The organism is Sphingopyxis sp. H053, assembly GCF_001468225.1.
GTDB lineage: Bacteria > Pseudomonadota > Alphaproteobacteria > Sphingomonadales > Sphingomonadaceae > Sphingopyxis.
On sequence record NZ_LNRU01000005.1, the window covers coordinates 62,815 to 89,537 of the forward strand.

25 protein-coding genes and 2 pseudogenes are annotated in these 26,723 nt (G+C 62.9%); 12 read left to right on the forward strand and 15 right to left on the reverse strand.

Annotated features, from left to right (window positions below; all coding sequences use genetic code 11):
• Nucleotides 1-71: 71 nt before the first annotated feature.
• The 7 genes from ATE70_RS25660 to ATE70_RS10645 all read right to left on the reverse strand — a co-directional run bounded on the left by ATE70_RS25660 (nucleotide 72) and on the right by ATE70_RS10645 (nucleotide 4,957).
• On the reverse strand, nucleotides 72-203 hold the full coding sequence (locus ATE70_RS25660; protein WP_268801439.1) for a hypothetical protein: 132 nt from the start codon (nucleotides 201-203) through the stop codon (nucleotides 72-74).
• On the reverse strand, nucleotides 200-538 hold the full coding sequence (locus ATE70_RS25180) for a hypothetical protein (RefSeq protein ID WP_156421077.1): 339 nt from the start codon (nucleotides 536-538) through the stop codon (nucleotides 200-202). The genes ATE70_RS25660 and ATE70_RS25180 overlap by 4 nt, the downstream gene beginning before the upstream one ends.
• 62 nt (nucleotides 539-600) lie before the next feature.
• Nucleotides 601-2,754: an FAD-dependent oxidoreductase gene (locus ATE70_RS10625; RefSeq protein ID WP_058537915.1), complete on the reverse strand. Its 2,154-nt coding sequence runs from the start codon at nucleotides 2,752-2,754 to the stop codon at nucleotides 601-603.
• Between the two features lie 57 nt (nucleotides 2,755-2,811).
• Complete coding sequence (locus tag ATE70_RS10630) at nucleotides 2,812-3,006, reverse strand: hypothetical protein (RefSeq protein ID WP_052187565.1); 195 nt, start codon at nucleotides 3,004-3,006, stop codon at nucleotides 2,812-2,814.
• Complete coding sequence (locus ATE70_RS10635) at nucleotides 3,003-3,608, reverse strand: sigma-70 family RNA polymerase sigma factor (RefSeq protein ID WP_058537916.1); 606 nt, start codon at nucleotides 3,606-3,608, stop codon at nucleotides 3,003-3,005. The genes ATE70_RS10630 and ATE70_RS10635 overlap by 4 nt, the downstream gene beginning before the upstream one ends.
• On the reverse strand, nucleotides 3,609-3,806 hold the full coding sequence (gene nrtS, locus ATE70_RS10640; protein WP_197411439.1) for a nitrate/nitrite transporter NrtS: 198 nt from the start codon (nucleotides 3,804-3,806) through the stop codon (nucleotides 3,609-3,611).
• Between the two features lie 26 nt (nucleotides 3,807-3,832).
• Entirely contained in the window at nucleotides 3,833-4,957 is a 1,125-nt protein-coding gene (locus ATE70_RS10645; protein WP_082640046.1) for an FAD-dependent oxidoreductase, read from the reverse strand.
• 479 nt (nucleotides 4,958-5,436) lie between these two features.
• Between ATE70_RS10645 and ATE70_RS10650 the strand changes: the two genes are divergently transcribed.
• Nucleotides 5,437-6,174, forward strand: a complete 738-nt coding sequence (locus tag ATE70_RS10650; RefSeq protein ID WP_231732656.1) for a DUF1499 domain-containing protein — start codon at nucleotides 5,437-5,439, stop codon at nucleotides 6,172-6,174.
• On the opposite strand, the gene ATE70_RS10655 is transcribed toward ATE70_RS10650, so the two are convergent.
• Nucleotides 6,171-6,959: a TetR/AcrR family transcriptional regulator gene (locus tag ATE70_RS10655; protein ID WP_197411440.1), complete on the reverse strand. Its 789-nt coding sequence runs from the start codon at nucleotides 6,957-6,959 to the stop codon at nucleotides 6,171-6,173. The two genes, ATE70_RS10650 and ATE70_RS10655, sit on opposite strands and share 4 nt — an antisense overlap.
• Between ATE70_RS10655 and ATE70_RS10660 the strand changes: the two genes are divergently transcribed.
• Both ATE70_RS10660 and ATE70_RS10665 read left to right on the forward strand, forming a co-directional pair.
• Nucleotides 6,946-7,722, forward strand: coding sequence for a cysteine hydrolase (locus ATE70_RS10660; RefSeq protein WP_082640048.1), 777 nt, complete (start codon nucleotides 6,946-6,948; stop codon nucleotides 7,720-7,722). The genes ATE70_RS10655 and ATE70_RS10660 overlap by 14 nt on opposite strands.
• A 62-nt stretch (nucleotides 7,723-7,784) precedes the next feature.
• Entirely contained in the window at nucleotides 7,785-7,964 is a 180-nt protein-coding gene (locus ATE70_RS10665) for a DUF1348 family protein (RefSeq protein ID WP_058537919.1), read from the forward strand.
• Nucleotides 7,965-8,076: 112 nt separating this feature from the next.
• Here ATE70_RS10665 and ATE70_RS25830 read toward each other — a convergent pair whose 3' ends face one another.
• The 3 genes from ATE70_RS25830 to ATE70_RS10675 form a co-directional block, all read right to left on the reverse strand.
• A complete protein-coding gene (locus ATE70_RS25830) occupies nucleotides 8,077-8,403 on the reverse strand; it encodes a Rap1a/Tai family immunity protein (protein WP_223178489.1) in 327 nt (108 codons plus the stop codon).
• A 75-nt stretch (nucleotides 8,404-8,478) separates the two neighbouring features.
• Nucleotides 8,479-8,883, reverse strand: a complete 405-nt coding sequence (locus tag ATE70_RS10670; RefSeq protein WP_228165648.1) for a PepSY domain-containing protein — start codon at nucleotides 8,881-8,883, stop codon at nucleotides 8,479-8,481.
• The gene (locus ATE70_RS10675) at nucleotides 8,880-9,770 is read right to left on the reverse strand and encodes a DUF1259 domain-containing protein (RefSeq protein WP_008603797.1); all 891 of its coding nucleotides are present in this window, start codon (nucleotides 9,768-9,770) and stop codon (nucleotides 8,880-8,882) included. Before ATE70_RS10675 ends, ATE70_RS10670 begins: the two co-directional genes overlap by 4 nt.
• A gap of 168 nt (nucleotides 9,771-9,938) precedes the next feature.
• Between ATE70_RS10675 and ATE70_RS10680 the strand changes: the two genes are divergently transcribed.
• From ATE70_RS10680 to ATE70_RS10695, 4 genes are all read left to right on the forward strand, one after another.
• Entirely contained in the window at nucleotides 9,939-10,889 is a 951-nt protein-coding gene (locus ATE70_RS10680) for a chromate resistance protein ChrB domain-containing protein (RefSeq protein WP_025160483.1), read from the forward strand.
• A 2-nt stretch (nucleotides 10,890-10,891) separates the two neighbouring features.
• Nucleotides 10,892-12,289, forward strand: a complete 1,398-nt coding sequence (gene chrA / locus ATE70_RS10685) for a chromate efflux transporter (RefSeq protein ID WP_017184237.1) — start codon at nucleotides 10,892-10,894, stop codon at nucleotides 12,287-12,289.
• A 74-nt stretch (nucleotides 12,290-12,363) separates the two neighbouring features.
• The gene (locus tag ATE70_RS10690) at nucleotides 12,364-13,032 is read left to right on the forward strand and encodes a superoxide dismutase (RefSeq protein ID WP_017184236.1); all 669 of its coding nucleotides are present in this window, start codon (nucleotides 12,364-12,366) and stop codon (nucleotides 13,030-13,032) included.
• Between the two features lie 88 nt (nucleotides 13,033-13,120).
• Nucleotides 13,121-14,200 carry a Cj0069 family protein gene (locus ATE70_RS10695; RefSeq protein ID WP_157784811.1) on the forward strand — a complete coding sequence of 360 codons (1,080 nt, stop codon included), beginning with the start codon at nucleotides 13,121-13,123 and terminating at the stop codon, nucleotides 14,198-14,200.
• Between the two features lie 84 nt (nucleotides 14,201-14,284).
• On the opposite strand, the gene ATE70_RS10700 is transcribed toward ATE70_RS10695, so the two are convergent.
• A complete protein-coding gene (locus ATE70_RS10700) occupies nucleotides 14,285-14,845 on the reverse strand; it encodes a recombinase family protein (RefSeq protein WP_017184234.1) in 561 nt (186 codons plus the stop codon).
• Between the two features lie 173 nt (nucleotides 14,846-15,018).
• Between ATE70_RS10700 and ATE70_RS10710 the strand changes: the two genes are divergently transcribed.
• The gene (locus ATE70_RS10710) at nucleotides 15,019-17,988 is read left to right on the forward strand and encodes a Tn3 family transposase (RefSeq protein WP_008603805.1); all 2,970 of its coding nucleotides are present in this window, start codon (nucleotides 15,019-15,021) and stop codon (nucleotides 17,986-17,988) included.
• A 108-nt stretch (nucleotides 17,989-18,096) separates the two neighbouring features.
• Nucleotides 18,097-18,777 carry a hypothetical protein gene (locus tag ATE70_RS10715; RefSeq protein ID WP_156419810.1) on the forward strand — a complete coding sequence of 227 codons (681 nt, stop codon included), beginning with the start codon at nucleotides 18,097-18,099 and terminating at the stop codon, nucleotides 18,775-18,777.
• Nucleotides 18,778-19,182: 405 nt separating this feature from the next.
• Here ATE70_RS10715 and ATE70_RS10720 read toward each other — a convergent pair whose 3' ends face one another.
• Nucleotides 19,183-19,923, reverse strand: coding sequence for a hypothetical protein (locus tag ATE70_RS10720; RefSeq protein WP_058537921.1), 741 nt, complete (start codon nucleotides 19,921-19,923; stop codon nucleotides 19,183-19,185).
• Nucleotides 19,923-22,511, reverse strand: a complete 2,589-nt coding sequence (locus ATE70_RS10725; RefSeq protein WP_058537922.1) for a TonB-dependent receptor — start codon at nucleotides 22,509-22,511, stop codon at nucleotides 19,923-19,925. The genes ATE70_RS10720 and ATE70_RS10725 overlap by 1 nt, the downstream gene beginning before the upstream one ends.
• A gap of 215 nt (nucleotides 22,512-22,726) precedes the next feature.
• Here ATE70_RS10725 and ATE70_RS10730 point away from each other — a divergent pair.
• A pseudogene (locus tag ATE70_RS10730) lies at nucleotides 22,727-22,900 on the forward strand (IS21 family transposase); the annotation flags it as partial.
• A gap of 57 nt (nucleotides 22,901-22,957) precedes the next feature.
• On the opposite strand, the pseudogene ATE70_RS24255 reads toward ATE70_RS10730, so the two are convergent.
• Nucleotides 22,958-23,924, reverse strand: a pseudogene (locus ATE70_RS24255) (Tn3 family transposase); the annotation flags it as partial.
• A gap of 626 nt (nucleotides 23,925-24,550) precedes the next feature.
• Between ATE70_RS24255 and ATE70_RS10745 the strand changes: the two are divergent.
• On the forward strand, nucleotides 24,551-25,228 hold the full coding sequence (locus ATE70_RS10745; protein WP_156419836.1) for a TetR/AcrR family transcriptional regulator: 678 nt from the start codon (nucleotides 24,551-24,553) through the stop codon (nucleotides 25,226-25,228).
• 779 nt (nucleotides 25,229-26,007) lie between these two features.
• Nucleotides 26,008-26,382: a hypothetical protein gene (locus tag ATE70_RS10750; protein ID WP_058537926.1), complete on the forward strand. Its 375-nt coding sequence runs from the start codon at nucleotides 26,008-26,010 to the stop codon at nucleotides 26,380-26,382.
• The last annotated feature ends 341 nt before the right edge of the window (nucleotides 26,383-26,723 follow it).

Here is a 26,723-nt window from a genome sequence, read left to right on the forward strand (position 1 = left end):
TTCAGAATTGAGCGCGCGCCTTCGCGCGCTTGGGCGGGGGCCGGATAGCCGGCCCCCGCCCGCCTAGCGTCTTAGCAGCACGGCAAACCGCAGCACGCGGCAAGCGCGCAGCAAGCCTGGACCACGGCCGCGGGAGCCGCCGCATAGGCGGTTCCCGAAGACAGCAGCGCCGTGATGGCGAGAAGTTTTGCAGCAAATTTCATGTCAATTCTCCTGATATCGATTTGTTGAAGTCGGATATCGCGAAGCCGCGCGGCGGGGGAACGGGTGGATTTCGCGTCAAGGAGTTCAAGCGAACCCCCGCATGACGTTCGGTGAAGGCGAGTGGCGCCGGCGCGTCCGGTTGTGGGTTTGCGGGGAGAACCGCGGCCGAACAGGCGCGCTTGCACGCCATCGAGGCTTGCTCACAGCCGTCAGGCAGAGGGCAGCCGCTTTCACAGCATCGCGCGCTGGATATGGCATCAAAACCGCTCGCGGGCATCACCGTGGCGGTCACGCCTGCAAACAGGATCAGCAAAAGGAAAAACAGGCCGCGCATCCTTACAGGTTCGAAGCCTTTTGCCGCACGGTTACACCGCTGCGACAATTTCCCGTCACGCCTCATCCGCGCCGCCAGTCGTGATAGCGCCCGACCAGCTTGAGGAGGCGCTGGGGGGCATGCGCCCGCTTCCACTCGCCCGCGGCATATTTGTTCGCCTCGGCCATCGTCGGATAGGTGTGGATGGTCCCGAGAATCTTTCCGAGGCCCAGACCATGCTTCATGGCGAGCACATATTCGGCGAGCAGTTCGCCGGCATGTTCGCCAACGATCGTGACCCCGAGGATCCGGTCCTTGCCCGGCGGGGTCAGGACCTTGACGAAGCCCGTGGTCGCCGAGTCCGCGATCGCACGGTCGAGTTCGTGGAGCGGGTAGCGCGTGACCTCGACCGCAACGCCCCGTTCGATCGCCTCGGCCTCGCTGAGCCCGACGCGAGCGACTTCGGGGTCGATGAAGGTCGTCCATGGGATGACGCGATAATCGGCCTTGAAGCGCCGGAACTGGCCGAACAGTGCGTTGACGCTGGCGTACCAGGCCTGGTGCGCCGCGCTGTGCGTGAACTGATAGGGCCCGGCGACATCGCCCGCGGCATAGATATTGGGATAAACGGTCGCGAGATATTCATCGGTCACGACGGTGCGCTGCGTTTCGATGCCGAGATCCTCGAGCCCATAGCCCGACAATCGTGCCTTGCGCCCGACCGCGACGATCAGCGCGTCGAATGCGATCGCGCGTTCGCCGCCGGCATGGCGAACGATCAGGTGCCGATCGCTCTCGGTCCCTTCGACGCGCAAGGCTTCATGCCCGGTCAGGACCTCGACGCCGGCGCCTTCGAGCGCATCGCGCGCCAGCTCGGACACCTCCTCGTCCTCGCGCGGCAGCAGGCGAGCGCCGCGTTCGACTTGCGAGACGTCGGCACCGAGCCGCGCGAAAGCCTGCGAGAGCTCCGAGCCGATCGGCCCGCCGCCCAGGATGATGATCCGCTGCGGCATGGTGTCGCGCGCCGCAAATTCCTCCCACAGCGTATCGCTGGTCAGATATCCTGAATCGGCGAGCCCAGGCAGATCGGGGACGACCGGCTCCGCCCCCGCTGCGATGACGATCGCCCGCGTCGTGAGCCGCTGGATTTCGCCGTCATTGCGCGCGATTTCAACCGTCCAGGGATCGACGATCCGGGCATAGCCTTGCACCACGTCGACCCCAAGCTCGGTATAGCGCTCCACGCTGTCGTGCGGCTCGATCGCTGCGATGATGTCGTGGATGCGCTGCATCACCGAGCGGAAACGGATCTGCGGCGACGCCGACAAAAGTCCGTAACGGTCCGCATGCCGCATCTGCTCGGCAATGCGCGCCGACTTGATTAGCGCCTTCGACGGCACGCAGCCATAGTTGAGGCAATCGCCGCCCATTTTTGACGCCTCGACGAGCGTCACCTTCGCCTTCACCGTCGCCGCGATATAGGAGGAGACCAGTCCCGCCGCGCCGGCGCCGATCACGACGAGATTGCGATCGAAGCGGCGCGGGCGTTTGAAGCGCGCATATATGCGGCGACGCTTGATCGTCGCCATGATCCACTTGCCGATCCAGGGCAGCAGGCCGAGCGCGGCGAAAGAAGCGAGCAGGCCCGGCGAGGCGATGTCGGACAGCGCATCGATGCGCGCGAGCTGGGTGCCTGCATTCACATAGATGATGGTCCCGAGGAACATGCCGAGCTGGCTGACCCAGAAATAGGTGACGGTGCGGATCGGCGTCAGCCCCATCAGCAGATTGACCGCGAAGAAAGGAAAGACCGGCACGAGCCGCAGCGAGAACAGATAGAAGGCGCCGTCGCGGGCGATGCCCTCATTGACGCGCCGTAGCCGATCGCCGAAGCGGGCTTGGACGGCGTCGCGGAACAGATAGCGCGAGGCGAGAAACGCGAACGTCGCGCCGATCGTCGAGGCAAAGGAGACGATCAGCGTCCCCCAATAGAGACCGAAGATCGCCCCTGCGGCGAGCGTCAATATCGCCGCGCCGGGGACCGAAAGCGCGGTCAGCACGACATAGACAAGAAAGAATAGCCCCGCCACGAGCAGCGGGTTGGCGCTAAAATAGCCGTCGATCGCCGCCTGCTGCGATTTCAGGGCTTCGAGCGTCAGCCAGTCGCCGAGGTCGAAATGCACCCATGCGGCAAGCGCCAGCACGAGCAGCAGCAGCAGGACGAAACGCTTGTTCATGATCTTCCTTCCGGCGGGAGGCCTTTGGCGAGATTGGTCGCACGAGACGGGCAATGCTTACACACCATGATCATCCTCTTGCGCCGCGAGGCGTTTCGCGGCCTCGCCAAGGAGCGGGAGCTGCCGTTCGAAATTGGCGCAGTGGCGGCACATGCCCGCGTGCAGCCGCAGCTTCATGCGCTCCGAAAAGCTGAGATCGCGCTCGCGGCGCTGCGACATCAGGAATGTCGTATCGTGGCAATTGAGCATCATCGCACTTCCTCCGCAAACCAGTGATGCTGCAGACAGGCGCGCAGCGCGAGCCGCGCGCGGTGCAGGATGACATGGATATTCCCGCTGGTGAGCCCGAGCTCGTCGCAAATTTCGTCGGTGGCAAGTTCGACCACCTCGCGCATCATGAAAACCTGCCCCTGCTGGGCCGGCAGGCGATTGAGGCAGGCGTCGAAGATGGCGAGGAACTGGTCGCTGTGCAGCCCCGCCTCGGGATCTTCCCATGCTGCGGGCCGCGCCGCCTCGCGCCACATGCCGCGCTCGTCGAACAGCGCCGGCAGCGCGCCGCCATCCGCTTCGGCTGCCATCTCGCTTGCCCCGAGCGGCCGGCGTCGGCGCTGGCGCAAGAGGTCCGCGATCTTGTTCTTCAGGATCGCGATTACCCAGGTCTTGAGCGCCGCCTCGCCGCGAAATTGATCACCGTTGCGCAGCGCCGCGGCGAGTGCTTCCTGTACGGCATCCTCGGCCTCGTCGTCGCTGCCGAGCTGGAGACGCGCGAAGCGAAGCAGGTCGCCGCGCACGCGCGCAACAAACGCCGGATCGATCGGCGTTGACGATGGACGCGGTTGCGGCGGGCGCCTCATTCAGCCCTCCATCGCCTGGCAAATGCGCGCCGCACTGTAACTGGCGACGAGGAACGGCACCGCATAGTTGAGCGCAAGACGCGGCCAATCGATGCCGACGCCAGTCCAGATCGCAGAGCCCTGGTTGATGGCATTGAGGATGGTGCCGACGACGGCGGACACGCGCAGGGCATTGGCGATCACGGGGCGCGTGATCATATGTTGAAGCAAAGCCGCCACCCCCTTCATGAGCGAAACTGCCCGAACCCGGCGTAGCGTTCGACGAAGCGGCGGTCGATCCAGTCCTTGAGCCGCCAGACCAGATGTCCGCCGGCGGTCAGTTTTCCCCATGACAGGATGGCGCGCCTGTCGCCGGTTGCCAGCAGGTAAAGCGTTCGACGCCGGGGGATATAGTCGTGCATCGGCGTACCGGCGAGCGCCGCTTTCAAATTGGCGGCGATCACCGGGCCGGCCTTCACCGCATGGACCCCCGAGCGCTCGACGCGGCGGTCACTTCGCGAAACAATGTCGCCCGCCGCGAAGATGTCGGGGTGCGACACGCTACGCAGGTCCGAACCGACCGCGACAAATCCGCCCTCGCGCACCGCGAGCCCGGTATCGGTGATCCAGTCGGAGGGGCGGCTTCCGGTCGCCGCAATGACCGCGTCGCAAGCCAACATCGTCCCGTCGGGCAGCATCAGGCCGTCGGGCGCGCCTGCCGCATGCCCCTCATGGAGAGCAATATCGCGAGCGCGAAGGACGTCGCCTGCCCGGCGGCGGACCGCCTCGCTGTGGCCGGCAAGCAAAGCGTCGCGCGGCGCAACCAATATCACTTTGGTCGTTCCGCCGATCTGGCGGCGCAGCGACCGTTCGGCGGCGAGCGCAAGTTCGACCCCCGCGGCGCCGCCGCCAACCACCGCGACGCGCGTCAGCGTGCGCCCTTGTCGTCCCGCCACAAAGGCTTCCCAACGGGCCATGAAAGGCAGGACGGGACGGACCGGCAGCAGGCGATCACCAAGCGCCGCCAGATGCGAAACATCGCTTTCGCCGCCGGTGGCAAGCGACAGCAGATCGAAGCCGAGGCGCACTCCGGTCGAAAGATCGAGGAGATGCTGTTCGGGATCGAGACCGACGACGTCGGCGATCACCAGCCGCGCACCGGCCAGCCGCGCGAGCGGTTCAAGATCGATCGTCAGCGCCTCTGCTGGGTAATCCCCGGCGATCCAGCCGGGGAGCATGCCCGAATAAGCCGTCTGGCGATGCGACGTCACGAGCCAGCGCTCGGTGCCCTCGGGCGGCGCACCGATCCAGTCGGCGAGCACCGCAAGATGGGCATGACCACCACCTGCGAGGACTATCCTTATTGTCATTCCGATTGCCGCCCCTTGCCTTCATTTCCTCGTCACATGCCTTGGTCGCGGCGCACAGCGATATCTTACACGGGAGGCCAAAGATTCTTGCCCGCACCCCAAGCGCGGGTCGCGCGGCTTGGATGCTGGCAGTCATATCCCGGACGGTGGACGGGAGACGTCGCGGGGCGCGGCGACCGGCAGGGGGGATGGGACCGGCTACGCTGCAAATGTCTGCCAGCATCCGCGGCGACCCAGGGCTCCCCTGGGGGTGACGGCTGCCGGATGCGAGGGCTTCGAATGACCCATTTGGAACGTACGGGCGGCAGTCAGTTTGGCCGTTCGCACGCAGGCTGCTCCCGGCAGTTGCTGATATCCTATTCGCCCCCGGGACGGCGCCGGTTACAATCACCCGTCATTTAATTGGCGTCGAGGCGCCAGGGCTGGCATGGAAATCGGCGTTTGACGGCGCGAGGCCGCAATTCGGGGAGGAATGGACCGTGGCGAGATCGAAATGGGCGAATCGGATCGGCCGGTTTTCGCTGGCGCTTGCCGCCGCATCGCTGCTCATCGCCGCGACCGGTCTGACGCTGGCGCGCTACGATCTGATTGCGAAAATGCCCGGCTTTCTCTCGCTGCTCGCCGGCGCCGCGCTCGCGCTCGCGGCCGCCGTTGCGGCGCTTGCCGCGTTGCTGTTGGCATGGCGACAGCCGTCAGCAAGTCGCCGCGCCGCCTCTGCGGCCCTGCTGGTTGCACTGCCCTTCGTTCTGTTTATCGCCTCGCGGCCCCTCGTCGCACGCGATATGCCGCCGATCCACGATGTGACGACCGATCTCGCGGAGCCGCCGCAGTTCCGGAGCTTGCCGCTGCGTCCCGACAATCTCGCCGGGACAGGCAGCCTCGCCGCATGGCGTCGCATCCACGCCGCCGGCTATCCCGACATCCAGCCGGTCACGATCCCGCGTCCCGCCGGTGATGTCTTGTCTGATGCCCGCAAGCTCGCGGCCGCACGCGGCTGGGACATCGCGCGCTATGATGTCACTGCCGGCGCGCTCGAAGCGACCGCCAGCACTTCATATATCCGATTCAAGGACGATGTGGTCGTGCGCGTCCGGCCAAGCGCCGACGGCACGCAAAGCATTGTGGACATGCGATCGGTGAGCCGGGTCGGGATCAGCGACTTCGGCGTCAATGCGAAGCGCATTCGCGAATTTCTGGGCGATCTCGCCGCCCGCTAGCCGGAACTCTCCGTCGCGGCTGCGGCGAGAAGCTGGATTGCGATTGCCTTTGCTTCGCGGGCGGGGCGCCGGTCGTGGACCATTGTCGCCAATGCGACCGCCCCCTCCTTGAGCAAGGCGAGTTGCCGTCCGATCGCGTCGGGGTCGCGCAAGCCTGCGCGCGCCGCAATCGCCGAAAAATGATCGGAAAGGCGCACGACATGATCGCTTGCCTCGCGATTGATCGGGTGTTTGGCGTCCTGATATTCCGAACTCGCTTTGGCGAACATGCAGCCCTGGAAACCGGGTTCGTGGAACCATTCGTCCAACGCGTCGAAGATCGCGACCAGTTGATCGCGTGGATCGGAAGCCAGCTCCTCGATCCGCCGGAATAGCCAGCCGCGAATATGGGCGTCGCGCAACTGTAGCGTCGCGACAATCAGATCCTCCTTGGTCCGGAAATGCTTGTAGATCGACGTCTTCGAGACGCCGGTTTCGGCGACGAGGCGGTCCATTCCGGTCGCCTGGAAGCCGTGGCGGTAGAAGGCATCTGTCGCTTTTTCGACCAGTTCGTCGCGTTTCGTCGGTCGCATTCCATTCGCTCCGTTCACAGGCCGCACCGGGCGCCGTACTTTTTTGGTCGCCCAAACAAGGCGTTGCCTCTTCGCAACCAAGCCATCCCCAAGCCATCGCTTGACAGGGTTTACCGATCGGTACAGGTAGCATGTACCGATCGGTAAACCTTGTACCCGTTCGCTGGTGCAATGCCAAGCTTTGAAAGGATTTTTCCAAATGATCTCTCGCATTCCGCGACGACTCGGACGCGCATTTCTGATTGGGGCCGCGGCGCTGACCGCCGCGCTTCCTGCGACTGCACCTGCCCACGCCGACGGCCTGCCCGATCCGGGATTCACCATTGTCGCCGGCGCGACGGCGCTGGTCGTCACCGACCCCCAGAACGATTTTCTAAGTCCCGCGGGTGTGGCTTGGGGCGTCGTCGGCAAAAATGTCGAAGCGAACGGAACGATCGGTCATATCGACCGCTTGTTCGCCGCGGCCAAAGCCAGCGGCGTGCCGGTGTTCGTCTCCCCGCATTATTATTATCCGCACGACCATGGCTGGCGCTTCGAGGGCGCGCTTGAGGCCTTGATGCATAAGATCGGCATGTTCGACCGCAAGGGGCCGCTAACCACCGCGGCTTTCGAGGGATCGGGCGCCGATTGGCTGGCTCAGTACAAGCCCTACATCGAAGACGGGCATACGGTGGTCACCAGTCCGCACAAGGTTTTCGGGCCTGAGACCAACGATCTTGTCCTCCAGCTTCGCAAGCGCGGCGTTAGCAAGGTCATTCTCGCTGGCATGTCAGCCAATCTGTGCACCGAATCGCACATGCGTGAGCTTGTCGAGCAGGGCTTCGAGGTCATGGTGGTGTCCGACGCCACTGCAGCGGCGCAGCTTCCGGGTCTCGACGGCTACGCCGCCGCGCTCGCCAATTTCCGCATGATCGCCAGCCATGTCGCGGACACCGATACGACGGTCGCCGCAATCCGGGCTGCCGCCGTCCACTGAGCCACCCTCGGGCGGGCGGTTTCCCGATAGGGTCCGCCGCCCGCCCAGCCAGGAAAATGGTCATGACCGAGACGACTGCCTTCCAATTCACGCGCGAGAGCGCAATCGCGAAAGTTCGGGCGGCCGAGGACGCGTGGAACGGTCAGAACCCCGAACAGATCGCACTGGCCTATTGGCGTCACCTCAAGGTTTGTGCGCCAGACAACGATTTGGCAGACATAATGCGAACATCGGCTAATTAGCGAGCTTGAGGCGCGACATGGGATCGTTGAGCTGGCGGAATTCACCGCCAGGCGGACGCTCCGCCTGCCCTCAAAGGCAGCCGCCGGGCAGGCTACGCCGCGGGGTACGATGCTACTGACATGGCCAAGCCTTCGCTAACGAGCGTTCAGCTCCGGCCACCATATGAACACTCATAAAATAGCTATTCTGCTCCGCCCAGCGTAAATATGCCGCGCGCAGCGCCGATCGGTCATAGCGTGGAGCGCGGCATTCCGCTTTTCGCGCGACGATCATCATGTCGAGCACGCCTTGGAGGTAAGCGCCGCATCGCGGCTCATTCGCTTGACAGCTTACGAACAACGCCGAGCCCGTCGCCGACGCGGGTTCGGTTTGGCCGATCGCACTATCAGGCAGGGCGGCCAAAGCGGCGCATAACAATATCCATCGTCTTGGCCGCATTTTCGTCTCCTATTCCGCAGTATCATTTCGGAAGGGGCGCACGGCCCTCGACGGCCGGCGCCCCGTGCTGATCCATCATTCGCGGCCGAGCACCTGGCCTTCGGGCGTGACGAACAGTTCGATCGTCTTTCCGTCGCTGTTCTTGCCCTTGATTTCATAGAGCGTGCTTCCGTCCGCCTTTCGGGTGACTTGCTCCGCTTTGCTTATTGACGCGAGTTGCGCGCGTGCCGCGTTCATCGCGGCCTCGGGCACCTGAGCAAGCGGGATGTCTCGTTCGCTGTGCTTGCCGATTATCCGGTTTTCGTTCGCCTCGTGGTTTTGCGCGATCGCCACGCCCGCGATCGCCAGCGCGGCCGCGCCCACGCCTGCGACAACAGTGAGAGTTCGTTTGCTAGCCATGTTCCATTCCACTTCCTGCATAAGGGCCGTGGGGTCGGGCGGGCGGCGGTTACGGCCCAATGAGCCGTCGTCCGAGTTCAACTCCTCTGATTGTTCATCCTGTCGAGCGCCGCGCGCAGCCCACGGGCGAGCTTGGCTGCGTCGTCGTTGGCCCAGAAGTGCATGAAGAACAGCCGCGGCTCGTCGTTTAGCATATGATTATGCAGCGCCGTGACCTCGATCCCGTTCGTCCGCAGCACGCGCAGGACCGGATCGACCTCGTTTGCGACAAGTACGAAATCGCCGGTGATGGCGGCTCGGCCGTCCCCGGTTGGCTGAAAGTTGATCGCGGTCGCCGTGCCCATCGTCGGCGGAGTCTCCATATCGCCGTCCATCAGCCGCTCGGCGCGCGGAAAGCTGTATTGGAGGATGCCACCGGCCGTCTTGCCCTCACCGCCCATCAACCGGTTGAGCGCGGCCACATCGAGGTCGAGCCGCGATGCGGCTGCGCTGGCCGAAGGCGATTGCGGCGCGGCGAGCGGGGTCCGACTGGCTGATAGCGCTTGCCGGAGCGCGGCCGCGAGCTTCACCGGGTCGCCGTGGCCGGCAATGTGCATGTACATGGTCGCAGGCGAAGAGCGGAGCAGGTGATTGTGGAGCGCGGTGATCGTAAAACCGCTTGCGAGCAGGCGGCTCAAAACGGGGTTCACCTCGTCGTGGGTCAGCACGAGATCGCCCATCACCATCGCCTCGTCGCCCATCGGCTGAAACGCCGCCCAAGAGCCGAGCGCGAGGGAGGGCTTGATCGTCACCCCATCCAGCGTGACGCTCAGGTCCGAACGCGGGAAGCTGTAGCGGTGAACGCCCCCCGGCTGTTCGGCCCCCGCTCGTCCTATCGCCCGGTCGACAGCCGACCAGTCCGGCGCTGCCCAAGCCGGGCTTGCCAGCAGGAGGCTGGCGAATCCCAAGGCGATGGTCTTTTTCAGCATAATTGATCCTTCATCAGCGCACTCGACACGGAAAGCCTCACGTCATGCGAGCGCGCCGCCGGCGAGCCGCGACATTACGCTCCGGTTTCTTTCTTCGGGATAAGCAGTCCTATGCTCATGAGGCTTGTGATGCAACCCTTACACTTGTAGGCTAGTGACGATACAACTATGACAAACACACAAGCTTCCCCTTGGTTGCTCCTGATCCCGCAGCTTCCGGCTAAGCCTGCCTATTTGCGGGTGAAGGTCTGGCGGCGTTTGCAGGCGATCGGGGCCGCGCCGCTCAAGAACGCCGTCCATGCGCTCCCCAATCGCGAGGACACGCGCGCGCTGTTCGAAGAACTGCATCGCGAGATCACCGAAAATGGCGGCGAGGCGCTGATCCTCGAAGCGCGCCTTGTCGGCGGCATGGGCGATGCGGAGCTGCGCGGAGTGTTCGACGCTGCGCGTGACGCCGACTATGAGGAGTTGGCACGCGAGGCGCGCGCGCTGTGTGAGGGCGAGTATGTCGCGGCGGCGGATGTGGGCCGCCTGCGCAAACGCCTGAACGAGGTCGCCGCGATCGACTTTTTCGGTGCGCATGGTCGGCAGGCGGCACAGGCCGCCATCACCGAGGCGGACCGCCGCTCTCACCAACATCCCGATGTGAGCGGCCCCGGTGCGCCCGAGCTGACCCCGGCGGAGCTAAAGCGCCGCGTTTGGGTGACGCGCCGCCATGTCCATGTCGATCGCATCGCGTCCGCCTGGCTCATTCGCCGCTTCATCGACCCCGAGGCGAGCTTCAAGTTCGTCGAGGGCAAAGGATATGTGCCGGAGCCTGACGAACTGAGGTTCGACATGGCGGACGCTGAGTTCACCCACGAAGGCGACCGCTGCTCCTTCGAGACCTTGGTGTTCCTCACCGGTCTCGAGACCGACCCCGCGCTGCGGGCGCTCGGCGAAATTGTTCACGACCTTGATATTGCCGATGCTCGGTTCGAGCGCCCGGAAACTCCGGGAGTGAGCGCGCTTATCGCCGGCATCTGTGCCGGCACCGACGACGACGAGGAGCGGATCGCGCGCGGATCGACCGCGCTCGACGGATTCTATGCTCACTTCACCCGGCGAAAAGAGGACTAAAGATGGAGGCCAGCGCACGCGCTGAAATCGCAGTCGAGACGCTGCACGAGCACGGCATCAGCTTTGGCGAGGCGGTGCGCGTCTGGATCAGGGTCGCGCTGCTCAGCTTCGGCGGACCGGCGGGCCAGATAGCGGTGATGCATCGCATCCTGGTCGAGGAGAAGCGCTGGATCGGCGAGGAGCGGTTCCTCCACGCGCTCAACTATTGCATGCTGCTGCCCGGCCCTGAAGCGCAACAGCTAGCTGTCTATATTGGCTGGTTGCTCCATAAGACCAAGGGCGGCCTGGTCGCGGGCGCGCTATTCGTGCTGCCCGGCTTCCTCGCGATTTTAGGGCTCAGCTATGTCTATGTGCTGCTCGGCGAAGTGCCGCTGGTCGAGGGATTGTTCTTCGGATTGAAGGCCGCCGTGCTGGCGGTGGTGCTACAGGCGGTGGTCCGGGTGGGTTCGCGTGCCTTGAAGAACAACGTCATGCGCGGTTTTGCCGCGCTGGCGTTCGTCGCGATCTTCGTGCTCGACGTGCCCTTCCCGCTGATCGTGCTTGCCGCCGCGCTGATCGGCTTCTTCAGTGGCCGCGCTGGTTACGCCGCATTCAAGGGCGGCGGCGGACATGGTCCCGCCGGCGCTGAGATAATCCACGACCGCGACACCGCTCTTGGCGAGGGCCTTCCCGACCATGCCCGGCCGAACCTCTCTTGGTCGCTGCGCATCTCCGGCGTCCTGCTGCTGCTCTGGCTCGGGCCGGTCGCAGCGCTGCTGTTCGCGTTCGGCCCCGACGACGTGTTCAGCCGCATCGCCACCTTCTTCAGCCAGATGGCGGTGGTGACCTTCGGCGGCGCCTATGCGGTGCTCGCCTATGTCGCGCAGGAGGCAGTCGAGACCTATGGCTGGCTCCAGCCCGGCGAGATGCTCGACGGGCTCGGCATGGCCGAGACCACGCCCGGGCCGCTGATCATGGTGACGCAGTTCGTCGGCTTCCTCGCGGCCTTCCGCGAAGCGACCGGGCTGCCGCCGCTCGTCGCCGCGACCTTCGGCGCAATCCTCACCACCTGGGTTACCTTCCTGCCATGCTTCCTGTGGATCTTCGCCGGCGCGCCATTCATCGAGCGGCTGCGCGGCAACCGCGCATTGTCGGCCGCGCTTTCGGCGATCACCGCCGCAGTGGTCGGCGTGATCCTCAATCTGGCGGTCTGGTTTGGTATCCACACTCTGTTCGAGCAAGTCCGCGAAGTGCCGTTCGCAGCCGGCACCATCGATCTCCCAGTCCTAACGTCCGTCAACTGGCCGGCGCTGGCGCTCGCGGTGGGTGCGATACTCGCCATGTTCCGGTTCAAGGCCGGCATGCTGCCGGTGCTCGGCGTCTGCTCGGTCCTCGGGGCCGCATATGTAATGATCATCTGAAGGAGTGACGCGTGACGATCGACCATCTTTCCCGACGCAGTGCAATCGCAACTCTTGGCATCGGAGCCGCCGCCATGACTATCAACGAAGCCTCTGCGCAGACGCCGGCCGCAGCGCCGGCGGCTGTCCCCGCCTTTGCCGGAAATCATCAGGTCAAGCCGCTCAGGTTCAATCCCGCCAGGCTTCACGGCCTCTCCGAAAGGCTGATCACATCGCACCACGAGAACAATTATGCGGGCTCGGTCAAGGCCCTGAATATGATCGAGACACGACTTGCCGCCGCGCTCGCTGACACGGACCTGCCGCCGGTGGTCTATGGCGGATTGAAGCGCGAGGAGCTGCACCGCACCGGCTCGGTCGTGCTCCATGAGGTCTATTTCGACGGGCTCGGCGGCAACGGCCAGGCAGCCGGTTCCATCCGCGACGCGCTGGGCGCGGCGTTCGGCTCGTTCGACCGCTGGGAAGCCGACTTCCGCCGTACCGGGATGAGCCTTGCCGGCGGATCGGGCTGGTGCGTGCTCGTCTACAATCTCCACACGCGCTCGCTGCACAACCATTGGGCGTGGGATCATATGCACGGTGCGATTGCCGGCGTGCCGCTGCTCGCGCTCGATATGTACGAGCACAGTTTCCACATGGATTACGGCACCGCCGCCGCCAAATATGTCGACGCCTTCTTCCGCAACATCGACTGGGAAGTGGTCGACCGGCGCTATGCCGCGGCTTTGCGCGGCGGCGGCTGAACCCGACCGCCGTGGCTTAACACCCACTGCTGCGCGACACCTGAGTTCGCGACCACAAAGGGGACAGGTCCGATGGGGAGATGCAACAATGACATCCGGCCCGAACATCGCTCTTCTTTGGCGTGGGCAAGCAGCCGAGTGGACGCATCGCTTTCATGAAGCCCGGCAGTGGCCGATAATGCAGGCCTTGCGGGCGCTCGGGGCGACCGCAAGGCCTGTACTGTACAGGGACGAGGCGGTTCGCGAGATTCGGGACGAGCTGCTGTCGTGCGACGCAGTGCTGGTCTGGGTGAATCCGTTGGACATTTCAGGCGACCGCTCGCAGCTCGATCCAATGCTGCGCGAAGTCGCGGGGTGCGGCGTTGTCGTCAGCGCGCATCCTGACGTGATCGCCAAAATCGGCGTCAAGGAAGTGCTCTACACAACGCGATCCATGGAATGGGGCAGCGATGTCGATCGATACGTGGACGCTGAAGGCCTTCGCGCTCGTTTCCCCGAACATCTTGCCGCAGGCCCGCGCGTGCTGAAGCCGAACTACGGCAACGGCGGCAGGAATGTATGGCGTGTCCAACTAGACGAAGCGGGAAACGCTCCGGCTTTGAAAACGTCGGTGAAAGTTCAAGAGGCCCGCCAAGGAAGCAAATCGGAGCGCATCAGCCTAGCCGAGTGCTTGGAAAGGTGGGTGCCGTTTCTAAACGACGGCGGCGTGCTGATCGATCAGGCTTATCAGCCGCAGTCGTCCGAGGGCATGGTCCGCTGCTACGTGTGCGGGCACCGAGTGGTTGGCTTTGGGCACAACCTGATCACTGCGCTGATGACGCCAACGGCCATTGATACAACGTCGTCAACCCCACAGCCGATGGGCCGCGCCATGTTCGGACCGGAGGTGACGCGCTTCGCAGCCTTACGGAAAGCGATGGAGGATCGCTGGATTCCAGAGATGCAAAGGTTGCTGTCGATCGCCGACCACGATCTTCCGCTTCTTTGGGACGCCGACTTCCTATTTCGCCCTGGTGAAGCCATCAGCGATGGCTCCTATGCGCTTTGCGAGATCAATGCTAGTTCGGTTGCACCATTTCCGCCAAGCGCCGTCCAGCCAGTCGCCGCAGCGGCAATCGGTCGCGCTCTTGCCATTCGTTTGACGAAGGAGACCTCCAATCCTCATTGATATGATTCAAGCAATTCAAGAGACGTGACATTGGTCGTATCAATCAGACAAGCCTAAGGGTGAGCGAGGCTGGGTGAAACCGGCTCAGGTGGCAGCGCGGAGATACTGGTAGAGGGTTTCGCGACTGATCCCCAGGTCACGGGCGATGACGGCCTTGCGCTCGCCGTCATCAACACGGCGGTGCAGCTCGGCGACCATTTCGTCGGAGAGGGAACGTTTCCGCCCGCGATAAGCACCGCGTTGTCTAGCGACCGCAATGCCTTCGCGCTGCCGCTCCCGGATCAGGGCGCGCTCGAATTCGGCGAACGCACCCATGACCGAGAGCATCAGGTTGGCCATCGGGGAATCCTCGCCCGAGAAGGCCAGGCTTTCCTTCACGAACTCGATCCGGACGCCTCTTTTGGTGAGGGACTGAACCAGTTTGCGCAGATCGTCGAGATTACGCGCCAATCGATCCATGCTGTGGACCACGACGGTGTCACCCTCGCGGGCGAAGGCGAGCATGGCATCGAGTTCGGGGCGGTTGATGTCCTTGCCCGATGCCTTGTCGGTGAAAATCCGGTCGAGCGACTGCCCGTCCAACTGGCGATCGACATTCTGATCGAATGTGCTCACCCGGACGTAACCGATCCTCTGGCCTTTCATCGCCGCCTCCGGTCAAAATGTCAGGTTGAATTCTATGACACGGCGGAACATGCGTCAATAAATGCTTGCCATAACCCTATCCTGACAGAAACCGCCGCTGCATCCTGACGTCCGGTTAGGCTATACTCCAGATTGACGCTAGCCTGTCGCTCTCGACTCGGGATGGAGGCAGGATGGCGCGGCGGCGATTATTGACCGGAGAAGAAAGGCGTCGCCTGTTCGATATCCCCCATGACGAAACCGCGATCGTCGGCCACTATACCCTTGCCGCCGAGGATCTCGAACTGGTCGGTCGCCGCTATCGCCCTGCCAACCGCCTCGGTCTGGCAACGCAGATCGCGCTTATGCGGCATCCCGGCTTCGGTTTGCAGCCCGACGTCGACGTCCCCGATGCGGTCCTTCACTATCTCGCCGCCCAGCTCTTCGTCGATGTTGATGCGTTCGCCGACTATGGCCAGCGCGCGCAAACACGTAACGATCATGCCGACATTGCGGCACGGCATCTGGGGCTACACCCTTTTCGGCGAGGGGATATACCGCTCGCGCTCGATCTCGCCGCAAGAGCTGCGGAGCGGACCGATCGGGGCGAACCTATTGTCCGCGCATTGATGGAGGGGCTGAAGCAGGAACGCTTCATTCTTCCATCGGCAGACACGCTCGAACGTGCGGGCCTCGCCGGCAGGGCACGCGCCCGCAAAGCCGCGGCGGCGCTCATTGTCGAAAGCCTGGGTCATGCCGAACTGGCGCGGATCGATGATCTGATCGTCAACAACAGCGACTTCGGCATGACGCCGCTGGCCTGGCTGCGCAATTTCGAGGAAGCGCCCACCACGGCGAACATCAACGGGCTGCTGGAACGGCTACGCTATGTGCGCGGAATCGGCATCGACCCGGCGATCGGCGCGAAAATCCCCGACTTCCGGTTCGCGCAGTTCATGCGCGAAGGTGGCGTTGCGCCGGCGTTCCTGCTCTCCGATTATAGCCTTAACAGGCGCCGCGCGACGCTGATCGCGGCGGTCATCGACCTCGATGCCAGGCTCGCCGATGGTGCGATCCAGATGTTCGACAGGCTTGTCGGAAGCCTGTTCACACGGGCGCGGCGCGGGCGGGAAAGGCGCTATCAGGACAGCATCCGCTCGGTCGGCGAACTTATGCGGCTGTTCGGCGCGACGATCGCCGCGCTGGGAGAGGCGGTCGAACATGGCGGTAATCCGCTCGAACTGATCGACGAAGCGGTAGGCTGGCACAGACTGGTCGCAGCCAAATCGCAGGTCGATGCGCTGGCCGAGCTGGCGGGCGAAGATGCGCTTGTCGCGGCGACTGGTCGCTATGCGACGCTGCGGCGGTTCAGCCCGGCTTTCCTCGATACATTCACGTTCAAGGCATCGGGGAGCGGATCGCAACTGGTCAAGGCCATCGAGGTCATCCGCGATACCAATGCCCGCAAGGCCCGCAGCCTGCCCGAGGGCGTTCCGCTCCCATTCGCCAACCGGCAGTGGAAGCGCCTCATCACCGAAGGTGGCCAGGTCGATCGCCGGCGATACGAGACGGCCATCATGGCCACGCTGCGCGATCGGTTGCGCGCCGGCGACATATGGGTCGAAGGAACCCGCAATTATCGCCGCTTCGACACCTATTTGCTGAGTCGACGCGATGCCGATAAGGTGGCCGACAGCCTGCCATTCCAGACCGATGCGGCCGCCTATCTGGAGGAGCGGGCAAGGACGCTCGACTGGCGGCTGCGCCGTTTCGCCAAGCAACTCAAGGCGAACAGGCTCGCGGGCGTGGCGCTCGAACGCGACCGGCTCAAGCTGCAACCCATGCCGGCGATCACTCCACCCGAGGCGGAGGCTCTCGATCGCAGGCTCGACGCCTTGCTTCCGCGCGTGCGGATCACCGAACTCCTGGTCGAGGTGGCCGAGCGCACCGGGTTCCTGAGCGCATTTCGCGATCTTCGGTCCGGCAAGGAGCATGACAACCCGCACGCGATCCTCGCCGCCATTCTCGCTGATGGATCGAATCTGGGTCTAGAGCGCATGGCCAACGCCAGCGACGGGGTGAGCTACGCCCAGCTTGCCTGGACCCACAACTGGTATTTGTCGCCCGAAAACTATCAGGCCGCGTTGGGGATGATCGTTGCCGCGCACCATGATCTTCCTTTCACGCGCCATTGGGGAGCCGGCACTAGTTCATCCTCCGATGGGCAGTTCTTCCGCTCGGGCCGCAACCGATCGGCGGCGGCCGACATCAATGCGAAATATGGCAGCGAGCCGGGCCTGAAGATCTACTCCCACCTGTCCGATCATTTTGCCTCGTTCGGATCGCGGATCATGTCGGCCACCGCCGGCGAGGCCCCCTACGTGCTGGATGGCCTGATGCTCGGCGCCGGCGCGCTACCGCTGCATGAGCATTACACTGATACCGGCGGCGCGACGGACCATGTCTTTGCCCTTTGCCATCTTCTCGGCTTCCGGTTCGTGCCCCGTCTGCGCGACATCGCCGACCGGAAACTCGGCTCGATCGCCGCGCCTTCGACCTACAAAGGCATCGAAAGCCTCATGGGCCGCACGATCAAGACGGCGGCGATCGAAGCCGATTGGGATGACATCGTCAGGATCGTCGCCTCCATTAAGGAAGGAGCCGTTGCGCCCTCCGCGATCCTGCGCAAGCTGGCCGCCTACAAGCGCCAGAACAGGCTGGATTTTGCGCTGGCCGAACTCGGCCGCATCGAGCGGACGCTATTTGCGCTCGACTGGCTTGAACAGCCCGACTTGCGTCGCGCCTGCCAGGCCGGCCTCAATAAAGGCGAAGCACGTCATACCCTTGCCGCCGCGATCTACACCAACCGACAGGGGCGGTTCACCGATCGCTCGATCGAGAATCAGGAATATCGGGCATCGGGCCTCAATCTGCTGATCGCGGCGATTTCTTACTGGAACACCGTCTATATGGACAGGGCCGCCCAGCATCTCCAATCATCCGGCGGCACCTTCGATGATGCGCTGCTTGCCCATCTCTCGCCGATGGGCTGGGTGCATATCAGTTTGACCGGCGACTATCTGTGGCAAAGGGCAAACCGGCTCTCCCCTGGCGAGTTCCGCACCCTCAACGATCCCATGGCCCGCCTCAAACTCGTGGCATAGCCAGTGTTCTCATTATGTCCGCCAAATCGTTGTCTGGCGCACAAACCTTGAGGTGACGCCTACCGGAAGAACGATCAAGCCTGGGTTGAACAGAAGAATGGTGCCATCGTGCGCCGCATGGTGGGATATCATCGCTATGAGGGCGTTGCTGCGACCACGATCCTAGCCGAACTTTATGCGGCTTTGCGCCTGTATGTGAACTTCTTCCAGCCCTCGTTCAAGTTGGCGGAAAAGCGGCGCGATGGCGCCAGGGTCATCAAGCGGCATCACGCGCCGGCGACGCCGTGCCAGCGCCTCCTGGATGATCCGCGAACAACGGGGGCGGTACGCGATCGACTGACCACCGTGTTCGCCGAACTCGATCCCGTGCGCCTTCTTCACGAAATCCGGCGTGGCCAGGAACGTCTTGCCACCATCGCGGATGTTACGCCGCAAACCGCTCCCCCGATCAACGACGCCCTGGATCAGTTCCTGACAGGATTACGCATCGCTTGGCGAGATGGCGAAATCCGGCCGACCGCCGGGGCGGCGTCGAAACCGAAGAGAGAGCGGCGGCGGCCTGATCCCCTTCTATCCGTGACGGGCGAACTGCACGACTGGTTCCTGGCCGAGCCATGGCGGACCGGGCGTGAACTGCTGGACAAGTTGCAGGCCGTCCATCCCGGAGAACATCCCGACGCCCTGCTTCGGACGGTGCAAAGACGCCTGAAGATCTGGCGCGCAGAGCAAGCGCATCAACTGGTGTTCGGCCCAATGGCGCTGACGCCAAGCGTCTCCATGGCGAGCTGACGCTGGAGGGGCGATGGGCGGCTACGCTTCGGCAATATCGCAGGCCTGCGCTCCGCCGCCCATCGCCCCTCCAGCCCAAATATGCTACGGGAGCATTTACATGAGGCAACTGAAGGTAACTTCGGGAGCATGAATGAATTCGGATGCACACTTGCCGCGCCAGACGCGCTTGCCATCCTGACGAACCGATATCGAAGTGTCTTTTAAGGAAACGTCGAGTCCTATATACTGAGCCACGGTTGTCCTCCTTTGATGCTGGGCCCGAGCCCGTACTTCATCTTATCGGGGGGCAACCAACCTTCCAGCCATCTCGTGCTTCTGGACCATCGCCGGCGCACCCGCGATTACGTCATGTTCGTGCAGCGGCCAGATTTGAGCAAAACCGCGCCGCTTTCGCGCACGACCTCAGAGCGGCGGCATGCGGGTCGAATGCAACTGCTTGGCGCGCCGGTCGATCGACCAAAGCAGGCGTGGTTCGGCCGGGTCCCAGTCGATCGCCTGCCCCTCGGTCGGCACGGGAAGCGTCGCGACCAGTTCGAGCGTCGCGCCCGCCTTCGGCAGCCGCAGCGCATAGACTTCGGGTCGGTCGTGCCCGCTCGCATACATCAATCCGTCGGGCCCCCATGCGAAACCCGAACAGCTTTTGGGCGCGAAGCGCGCGAGCACGGCATCGGGGAACAGCCAGGATTCGAGGGGACGGAAAGAAGCGTCCATGCGAACGAGCGTCGTGAATCGGTGGTCGCGCCCCGGCTCGCCGCCGCGGTCGTCGTAGTTGGCGAACACCGCCCACCAGCTGCCGCCGTGCCAGTCCATCGCGGTCAGCGACCCGACCATGCGGCCGAGGCTCACCGTGCGGATATGGCGGAGCGTCTTCGCGTCGAAAATCTCGACGCTGCTCGCCATCGGCACTTTCGGATAGTTGGATGCGGCGCAAACAAGCTCGGCCTTGACCACCGCGCAGCTGTTGAGATGCGGAAACAGCTTCGGATCGCCCTCCCACCCCGCAACCCGCTTGCCGCTCGCCTTGTCATATTTGCCGATCGCATAATTATCGATGGCATAGACATGGCTCCGGTCCGACGCGACGCCCTGATCGGCCTCGGGCGCCGCGATCGTCGAAAGCGTCAAGAGCGCGGCGGCGAGCATCAGAAGCGCACCGACGCGCCGGCGTAGAAGGTTCGGCCATAGCGTTCGTTCTGGATGATCCAGTCACGGCGCTCGCCCTGATATTGGCGCGTCGGCTCGTCGGTCAGGTTCTGCCCCTCGACGAAGAGGCTGACATTGTCGGTCACGGCTAACGAAGCCTTGGCGTCGAGCCGGCGCAGGTCGTCATTATATTGATCGCCGAGCATGTCGGCGCCGAGCGAAATCAGCGCGCTGCCCGTGTTGTGATAGGCGATCGACGCCTCGATCGGCCCATTCTGGTAGAAGAGCTGTGCGCCATAGAGCAGGTTAGACTGCTCGGGGAACGCCGCGGGGTCGGCGCGGCCCGGCACCTTCAGCTTCGAATCGATCAGCGTCATGTTCGCCTCGACCCCGAAGCCCGAGAGGAAGCCGGGAAGGAAGTCGAACTGCTGACGATAGGCGACCTCCAGCCCGATGATGTCGGCACTGGTCCCGTTCGCCTTTTGCGAAAAGCCGAGCACCGCGTAGTCGCGACCGCCATAGCTGGTGTCGAGCAGAGTGAAGCTTTGCGTATAGACCGGGTTCTTGATGAATTTCGCAAACACGCCCACCGAAAACAGCCCGCCCTTTGCGAAATACCATTCGGCCGAGGCGTCGAGCGCGTCGGCGATATAGGGTTCGAGGTTCGGATTGCCGAGCGACACCGACCCGTCAAACGTCCCGTCGTCATTCTGTTCATAACTGATCTCGCCGCCAGGGGTCAGGTCCGAATAGTTGGGACGGCCGACGCTGCGCGTATAGGCAAGGCGGACGATTACCTCGTCACTGGGCTCGATGCGCACGATCAGGCTGGGCAGCCAGTTGGTGTAGTTGCGCTTCGCGTTAACGGCGACGACGTCGGTTTCATTCTCGAGCTGGAACCCCCGGATCGTCAGGTCGGTGCGTTCGACGCGAATGCCCGGTGTCACGGTGATCGACCCGAAATCGAGGTTCGCCATCGCATATCCCGAGGCGATATCCTCGCCAAGATCGAGATCACCCAGCGTCGCATTGGCAAGCGTCGATGTCTCGTCGAGAACGAAATAAGCGGCATTGGCCGGGTCGGCGGTGAAGGTATCGATCAGGCCGGCGTCGATCACCGGCGTAATCAGATAATCATGGCCGCCGCCGACACGCGAAATCACGTCGGCGCCCTGCAACCCGAACTGGCCTAACGTAAAGCGCGTCGCGGCATTTCCGCCACGCGAAAAGATGCTGTTATTCGAATCGAAAACCTTGTCGGTCGCGCGATATTTGCCGCCGACCTTCAACCAGCTGTCGTCGCCAAAGCCGAGCTTTCGCGTTACATCGAGCCGGCCCGTCCAGATATATTCGTCGCCGCTTTCATCCTGAACCGTATATTGGCGGAAACCCAGGTTGCTGGGTGACAGCGGGGTACGCGGAACCGCGCTGAATAACTTGTCGGTGAAGTCGAAATCGACTGTTCCGGGATTGCCGCGGAACTGCCACAGCTGGTTCGGCTCGACCACCTCGTTGTGTGAACGTGCCAGGCCATAGTCAAAGGTCCAGTCGTTCGCCTCGGTCTTACCGCCGATCATGCCAACGAGAACGGACTTCTCCTTATATTCAAGCCGCAGGTCCGATCGCTGCTCGGTCACCGTCGATACGCCGGTCAAGCCATCGGGGGTCAATGTTACCGTCCCATTGTCCCGTTGCGCCTGAGTCGCGAAATCGAGCCGAAACCGCTGGCGATATTCATTCTCGGTGAACTTGCTGTAGAGGCCCCGAGCCCACAGATGGGTGGTGTCGCTCGGGCGCCAGTCGAGCGAGGCGATGCCTCCGATGCGTTCGCGCTCGAGCTGATAGTCGGTATATTTTATATTGGTCGGCATCCCTTCGCGCGCCGCGCCGGGGAACGCCGCCCAATCGTCCGGAAAGATGCCGAAGCTCTGGAAATCGCGTTTCGAATAGCTGCCGCCAATCAGGATACCGAATTGCTCGTCGCCGCCGAAACGGCCGCCGGCGCTCGCGTCACCGCGGATCGGATATTTCTCATTGAGCGTCTGGTATCCAACCTGCGCGTTCGCCGAAAGAACGAAAGGCTCGGCGAAGTCGAACGCGGTCTGGGTCACGAGGTTGATCATGCCGCCGATGCCCTGCGCGTCGAGGTCGGCGGTCTTCGCCTTGGTCACCTCGACGCGATTGAGCAATTGCCCCGAGACGATGTCGAGCGGCAAGCGGCGGGTGTTGCCGTCGGGATTGCCGAGTTCGAAGCCGTTGACGGTATAGTTGTTGAGGTCCGACGGGATGCCGCGGATCGCGACATAGCGTCCCTCACCCTGGTCGTACTGGACGCCGACGCCGGGCAGCCGCTCGATCACCTCGGCGACGTTGCGGTCGGGAAGCTGGCCGATCTCGTCGGCCGCGACGACATCCATAATACCGACGGCATTGCGCTTGATCTCGATCGCACGTTCCTGCTGCGCGCGCTGCCCCGTGACGACGATCGCTTCGCCTTCGTCGGCAGGCGCCAAATCCTGGGCGAGAACCGGCGTGGATGTGAGCAGTGCAAGAGCGCTGACACCGGCGAGGCAAAGCTTGTTTCGCATATGAGTTCCCCTGATTGTTGCGGCGCACCTAGAGCTGGGCAGCGACAATTCTGTGACCAATCAGTGACAGCCATGCTTCGTTTAATTGACCACCACTGTCACATTGTGGAGGGCGGTGAGAAACCGGGCCAAAGGAACGCCAGCGATTTGTTGAGCGTGGCGGTTTAAAAACCAGCCATTGGAGAGGTTGCTCCTTTTAAGGGGGGTGGCCGAGGATGTTTGCCGTGGAGAGCTACGCCGCCGTTCGGCACTTTGTTTTTATTGAAGGTAATAGTCAGCGCGAGGCCGCGAAGGTCTTTGGACTGAGCCGCGAGACGATATCGAAGATGTGCCGGTTCTCGCTGCCGCCGGGCTACACGCGGACCAAACCTGTGGCGAAGTCGAAGTTGAGGGCATAGCGTGAAGAGTACGCCAAACAACGCTGTGGGCGAACAATCAGTGAACGCTTAGGCGACGCGGGCATTTTGCGGCAGGTTCAGGGCCTTGCGGCCAGCGGAAGCGGCAACTCTATCCCAGAGAAAGTCTCCGGAAAAGGCGATATGTTCCCAGCCTACCGGGGATGTATGGGCAAGGAGGTGGTCTGGCGCAGCGACCGATTCCGATCGTAGATGCTGGACAGCAGCGCCCATGTAGGTCTTGTTCCAATAGACGATGGCGGCGATGACCAGGTTGAGGCCCGATGCGCGATATTGCTGGGCTTCATGGCTGCGATCAATGATGCGCCCTTGCCGGAATGTGTAGATCGCCTGCGTCAATGCATGGCGTTGCTCGCTGTTGTTGAGGCCGGCATGGCAACGCCGGCGCAGGTTGGGGTTTTCAAGCCAGTCGAGCATGAACAGGGTTCGCTCGACCTTGCCGATTTTCTGTAGCGCCACGTCGAGCTGGTTCTGCCGCTCATAGGCGGCGAGCTTTCGCAACATGACCGGCCTTGATCGAACCGACAAGCCGTAGCACATCGCCCCATTGTTCACGGATAATATCGGTCCGGATGCGCTTGCCCAGCAGCGGGGCAATAAATGGATAGGCGGCCACCGGGGCGATTGACGGGAGACGCCTGTCGGGAAAGTCCCGCAGGCGCGGACAGAAGCGAAAGCCCAGCATGGCGCACAGGGCGAATACATGGTCGGTCGCCCCGCCGGTGTCGGTGTAATGCTCTACGATCCTGAGATCGGTGCCATGGCTGGTGAGGCCATCAAGGACATAGGGCGCCTCGTGCGTCGCCGCCGAGATCACGTTGACGTGGTAGGGCGCGCGCTGATCGGAATTGTGCGTGTAGAAGCTGAAGCCATGATCGACGCCGTAGCGGGCGTTGATGTCGCCGCCGGATGCGCCTCGCTTCGCGCCCCTGAAAAATTGTCCATCGCAGCTGGACGTGGTGCCGTCGCCCCAGACCCGCGAGAATGGCAGGCGGTGATCCACAAAGCCGGGCCTATGGAGATGAACGTAGCGCATTCCGAAGACTTTGCGCGATCCTTGCTCTGCCGAAGGCGAACAGGGATATTGGTTCGGTCGGTCCGCAGCCATCAGATCTGGTCCAATGGACAAACCGAGATTGAGATCACCGATTTGAAGCTCGTCAAATGCCAAATGTACGAACGCGCCAGGCTCGATCTGCGGCGGGCAATACCGATGCCGCCTTGCAATCATCGGCTCAATTGCACCTCCGGTTCCAGGATCTTGCGGGGCGGGCGGGGGGGCATCGTAAGGCGCTGCACAACCGTCCGGATCGCCGCGCCGCCAGATAATCCTGCGTGATCTCAGGCATGCGCTCTCCGGGGCGACAGCGATGCGGCCGAACACCGAGCTGGCCTTGTTCATGATCAATCCGGCGGAACGGCCGCATGGGACCCACATAGCACAACAGCTTCCCCAACCTCACATCCGAACCGCGGATCACAACCGGCCCGTCTAATCCAATGACGGGAATGGAATCCTGTCGACCGCGCGATGAAGCCCGTTTCAGCGAACTGTTAGTGCTTCCCCCTCATCCATATGAAATGTAAGCTTGCGGGATAGACCCGGATGGAGCGGATCGGCATGTGTCGCGTCCGAAGATCGTCAAACAGAGGACGCAGGGAAAGTCTCGAATGAAACGTTCTTCAAGAAATTATGCCGAGGGAGAGTCTCCGCGCGAGAGAATAGTCAATGCCGCTAGCAGATTGTTCGGTTCGAAGGGCTTTTATGCGACAACAACGGCTGAATTGGCGGAAGAAGCGTCGGTCAGCGTCGGCCAGATATACCGACTCTTTACCGACAAGGACGACGTCATCCTCGCAATAGTGGAGGAAAATGTGCGCGTTCGTCTGGCCGAGATGCACTCGATTTTCGACGCCGTGGAACGGCGCGAGCTTGCGATGTTCGAGGCGATCAAGGCAATCGCTGCCAATTCGCTGCACAATGAGGATGGCAGCCTGTTCTATGAGATTTTGGCGGAGGCTTGCCGAAATCCTACAGTCGCAGAGCGGTTCGAGACGCAGACCGCCTTTTACCGCGATGGCATACGCCGCCTCGCTGCGCTTGCACGGCCCGATGTGCCTGCGGCCGAGCTCGAAGCCTATGGCGATGTCATGATGGCCTGTTTCATCGGGCTCGGCCACCGCACGGCGATGTCACCACCCGTCGATCCCGAAGCGACAAGCCACAGCACAGCTTGCCTGATGATGCGCGCGCTTGGTCTGGCGGAACTGGAAAGTGGTCGCGTGCAAACCCAGCCGTGACGATTCCGAAATGCGCGCACGGCCGTAAGCGGGGGAGGACCCATCATGACATCGGCGACTGTGCAGCTCTGGGGCCGCTACCCTGGCGGGCGACGGGTAATCGATGATGCCGCCGAATTTAGCCGGCAGCGGCATCGGAGGTGATTGCACCGTGCCCGCTGGGATCGGCGCTTTAAAGACCGGAAGCGCGAAGCGTGTGGTCCGCAGCCACAGACGCTGTACCAGGATTGAATTACCGCTTGACCGGAGAATCGGGATTGCCTAATTGAAATAGGAGTGAGCGCTCATTTCATAACATGCTCCGGAGAGATAATGGGAACCAGCGCATTCATTCCCCTGTGGAAGCCGGCACGGTCGCTCGCGATCATGGGGTTCTCCGCAGCATTGTTTTTCCCGTTCGGTTTGACGGGCCCGTTTGCGCTATTTCTCCCTACCCTTGGCGCCGGGTCCCGCCACCTGCCAGCCGGTATTCCCTGAACCGGCTACCATTGTCCACTGGTCGAAGCCCTTCGGGTCGCGTCGCGCCGGCTGGCAGGACCAATGAAAGCATCGTCCGTCGAGGCGAGCGCCGCGAAAGGCTGGTATGATGACCTTGGAAACACCAACGAGTGGCGGCCGGCGACCCATCCTTCGTCTCCGGGGCTGGCAGGACGAGCCGAACGGGGAAAACGAGCGGACCTCGGAGAGCATAAGCGCGGGCCCCCCTCGGCTACGCCTGAAAAAAAGCAGATCAAACAACCGCAACCGAATTGTATGTTCGGGAGAATAAAAGGAAGCACATGGGCAACCTATCGTCGTCAATCGTGTGGATGCTCGGCGGAATGGCGCTCGCGTCTACCGTTCTCCTGTCAGCCTGCGATAGCGCCACGACAAGCGCGAGCAACTCAACCAACGTCGCGAAACCGGTCGCTCCCGCAGAGCTGCCACCGGCAATCGAGAAAAGTGTGACCTATCGCTGCCAGGACAACGGCATAGTCTCTGTGGATTTCCTGAATGATGGTCTTACGGCCACGCTCCGGACCGATGGCAATCTTGCCCAGCTCAAGGCGAATGAAACAGGCGGACCGTTCCAGGGCGGTGGAGTGACCATGACGGTAGACACAAGCGGGATCACCCTGACCGAGTCCGGAAAGAAAATCAGACAGTGTAAATGAAGAGGCGCGCATGTTGAAAATGCGCGGGAGAGACGCCTGTCGAGCCTACTGTCCGGAAGGATATCGCGACCAAGGATGGGAGGAGCGGTGCCTTCCATTCGGCAGCCTGTTCGGGGCTTGTCTCAGCATAGCCTGTTTGCGGTCGAACAACTTTCGACCTTTGTCATAGCGAAGCCAAACATGCTCTCGCTCAGGCGGCGCAATTTGCCGTCACACGTACTTCTTGAAAGGCCGAAGGTGGGCCACGCCGGCGCTGTTCCTGAAACGCCCTGGGCACCGCTTTCGTCACGCAGTCCGTCCCAAAAGGCCTGCGGGGAAGTCGAACGCATTCGCATGACAAG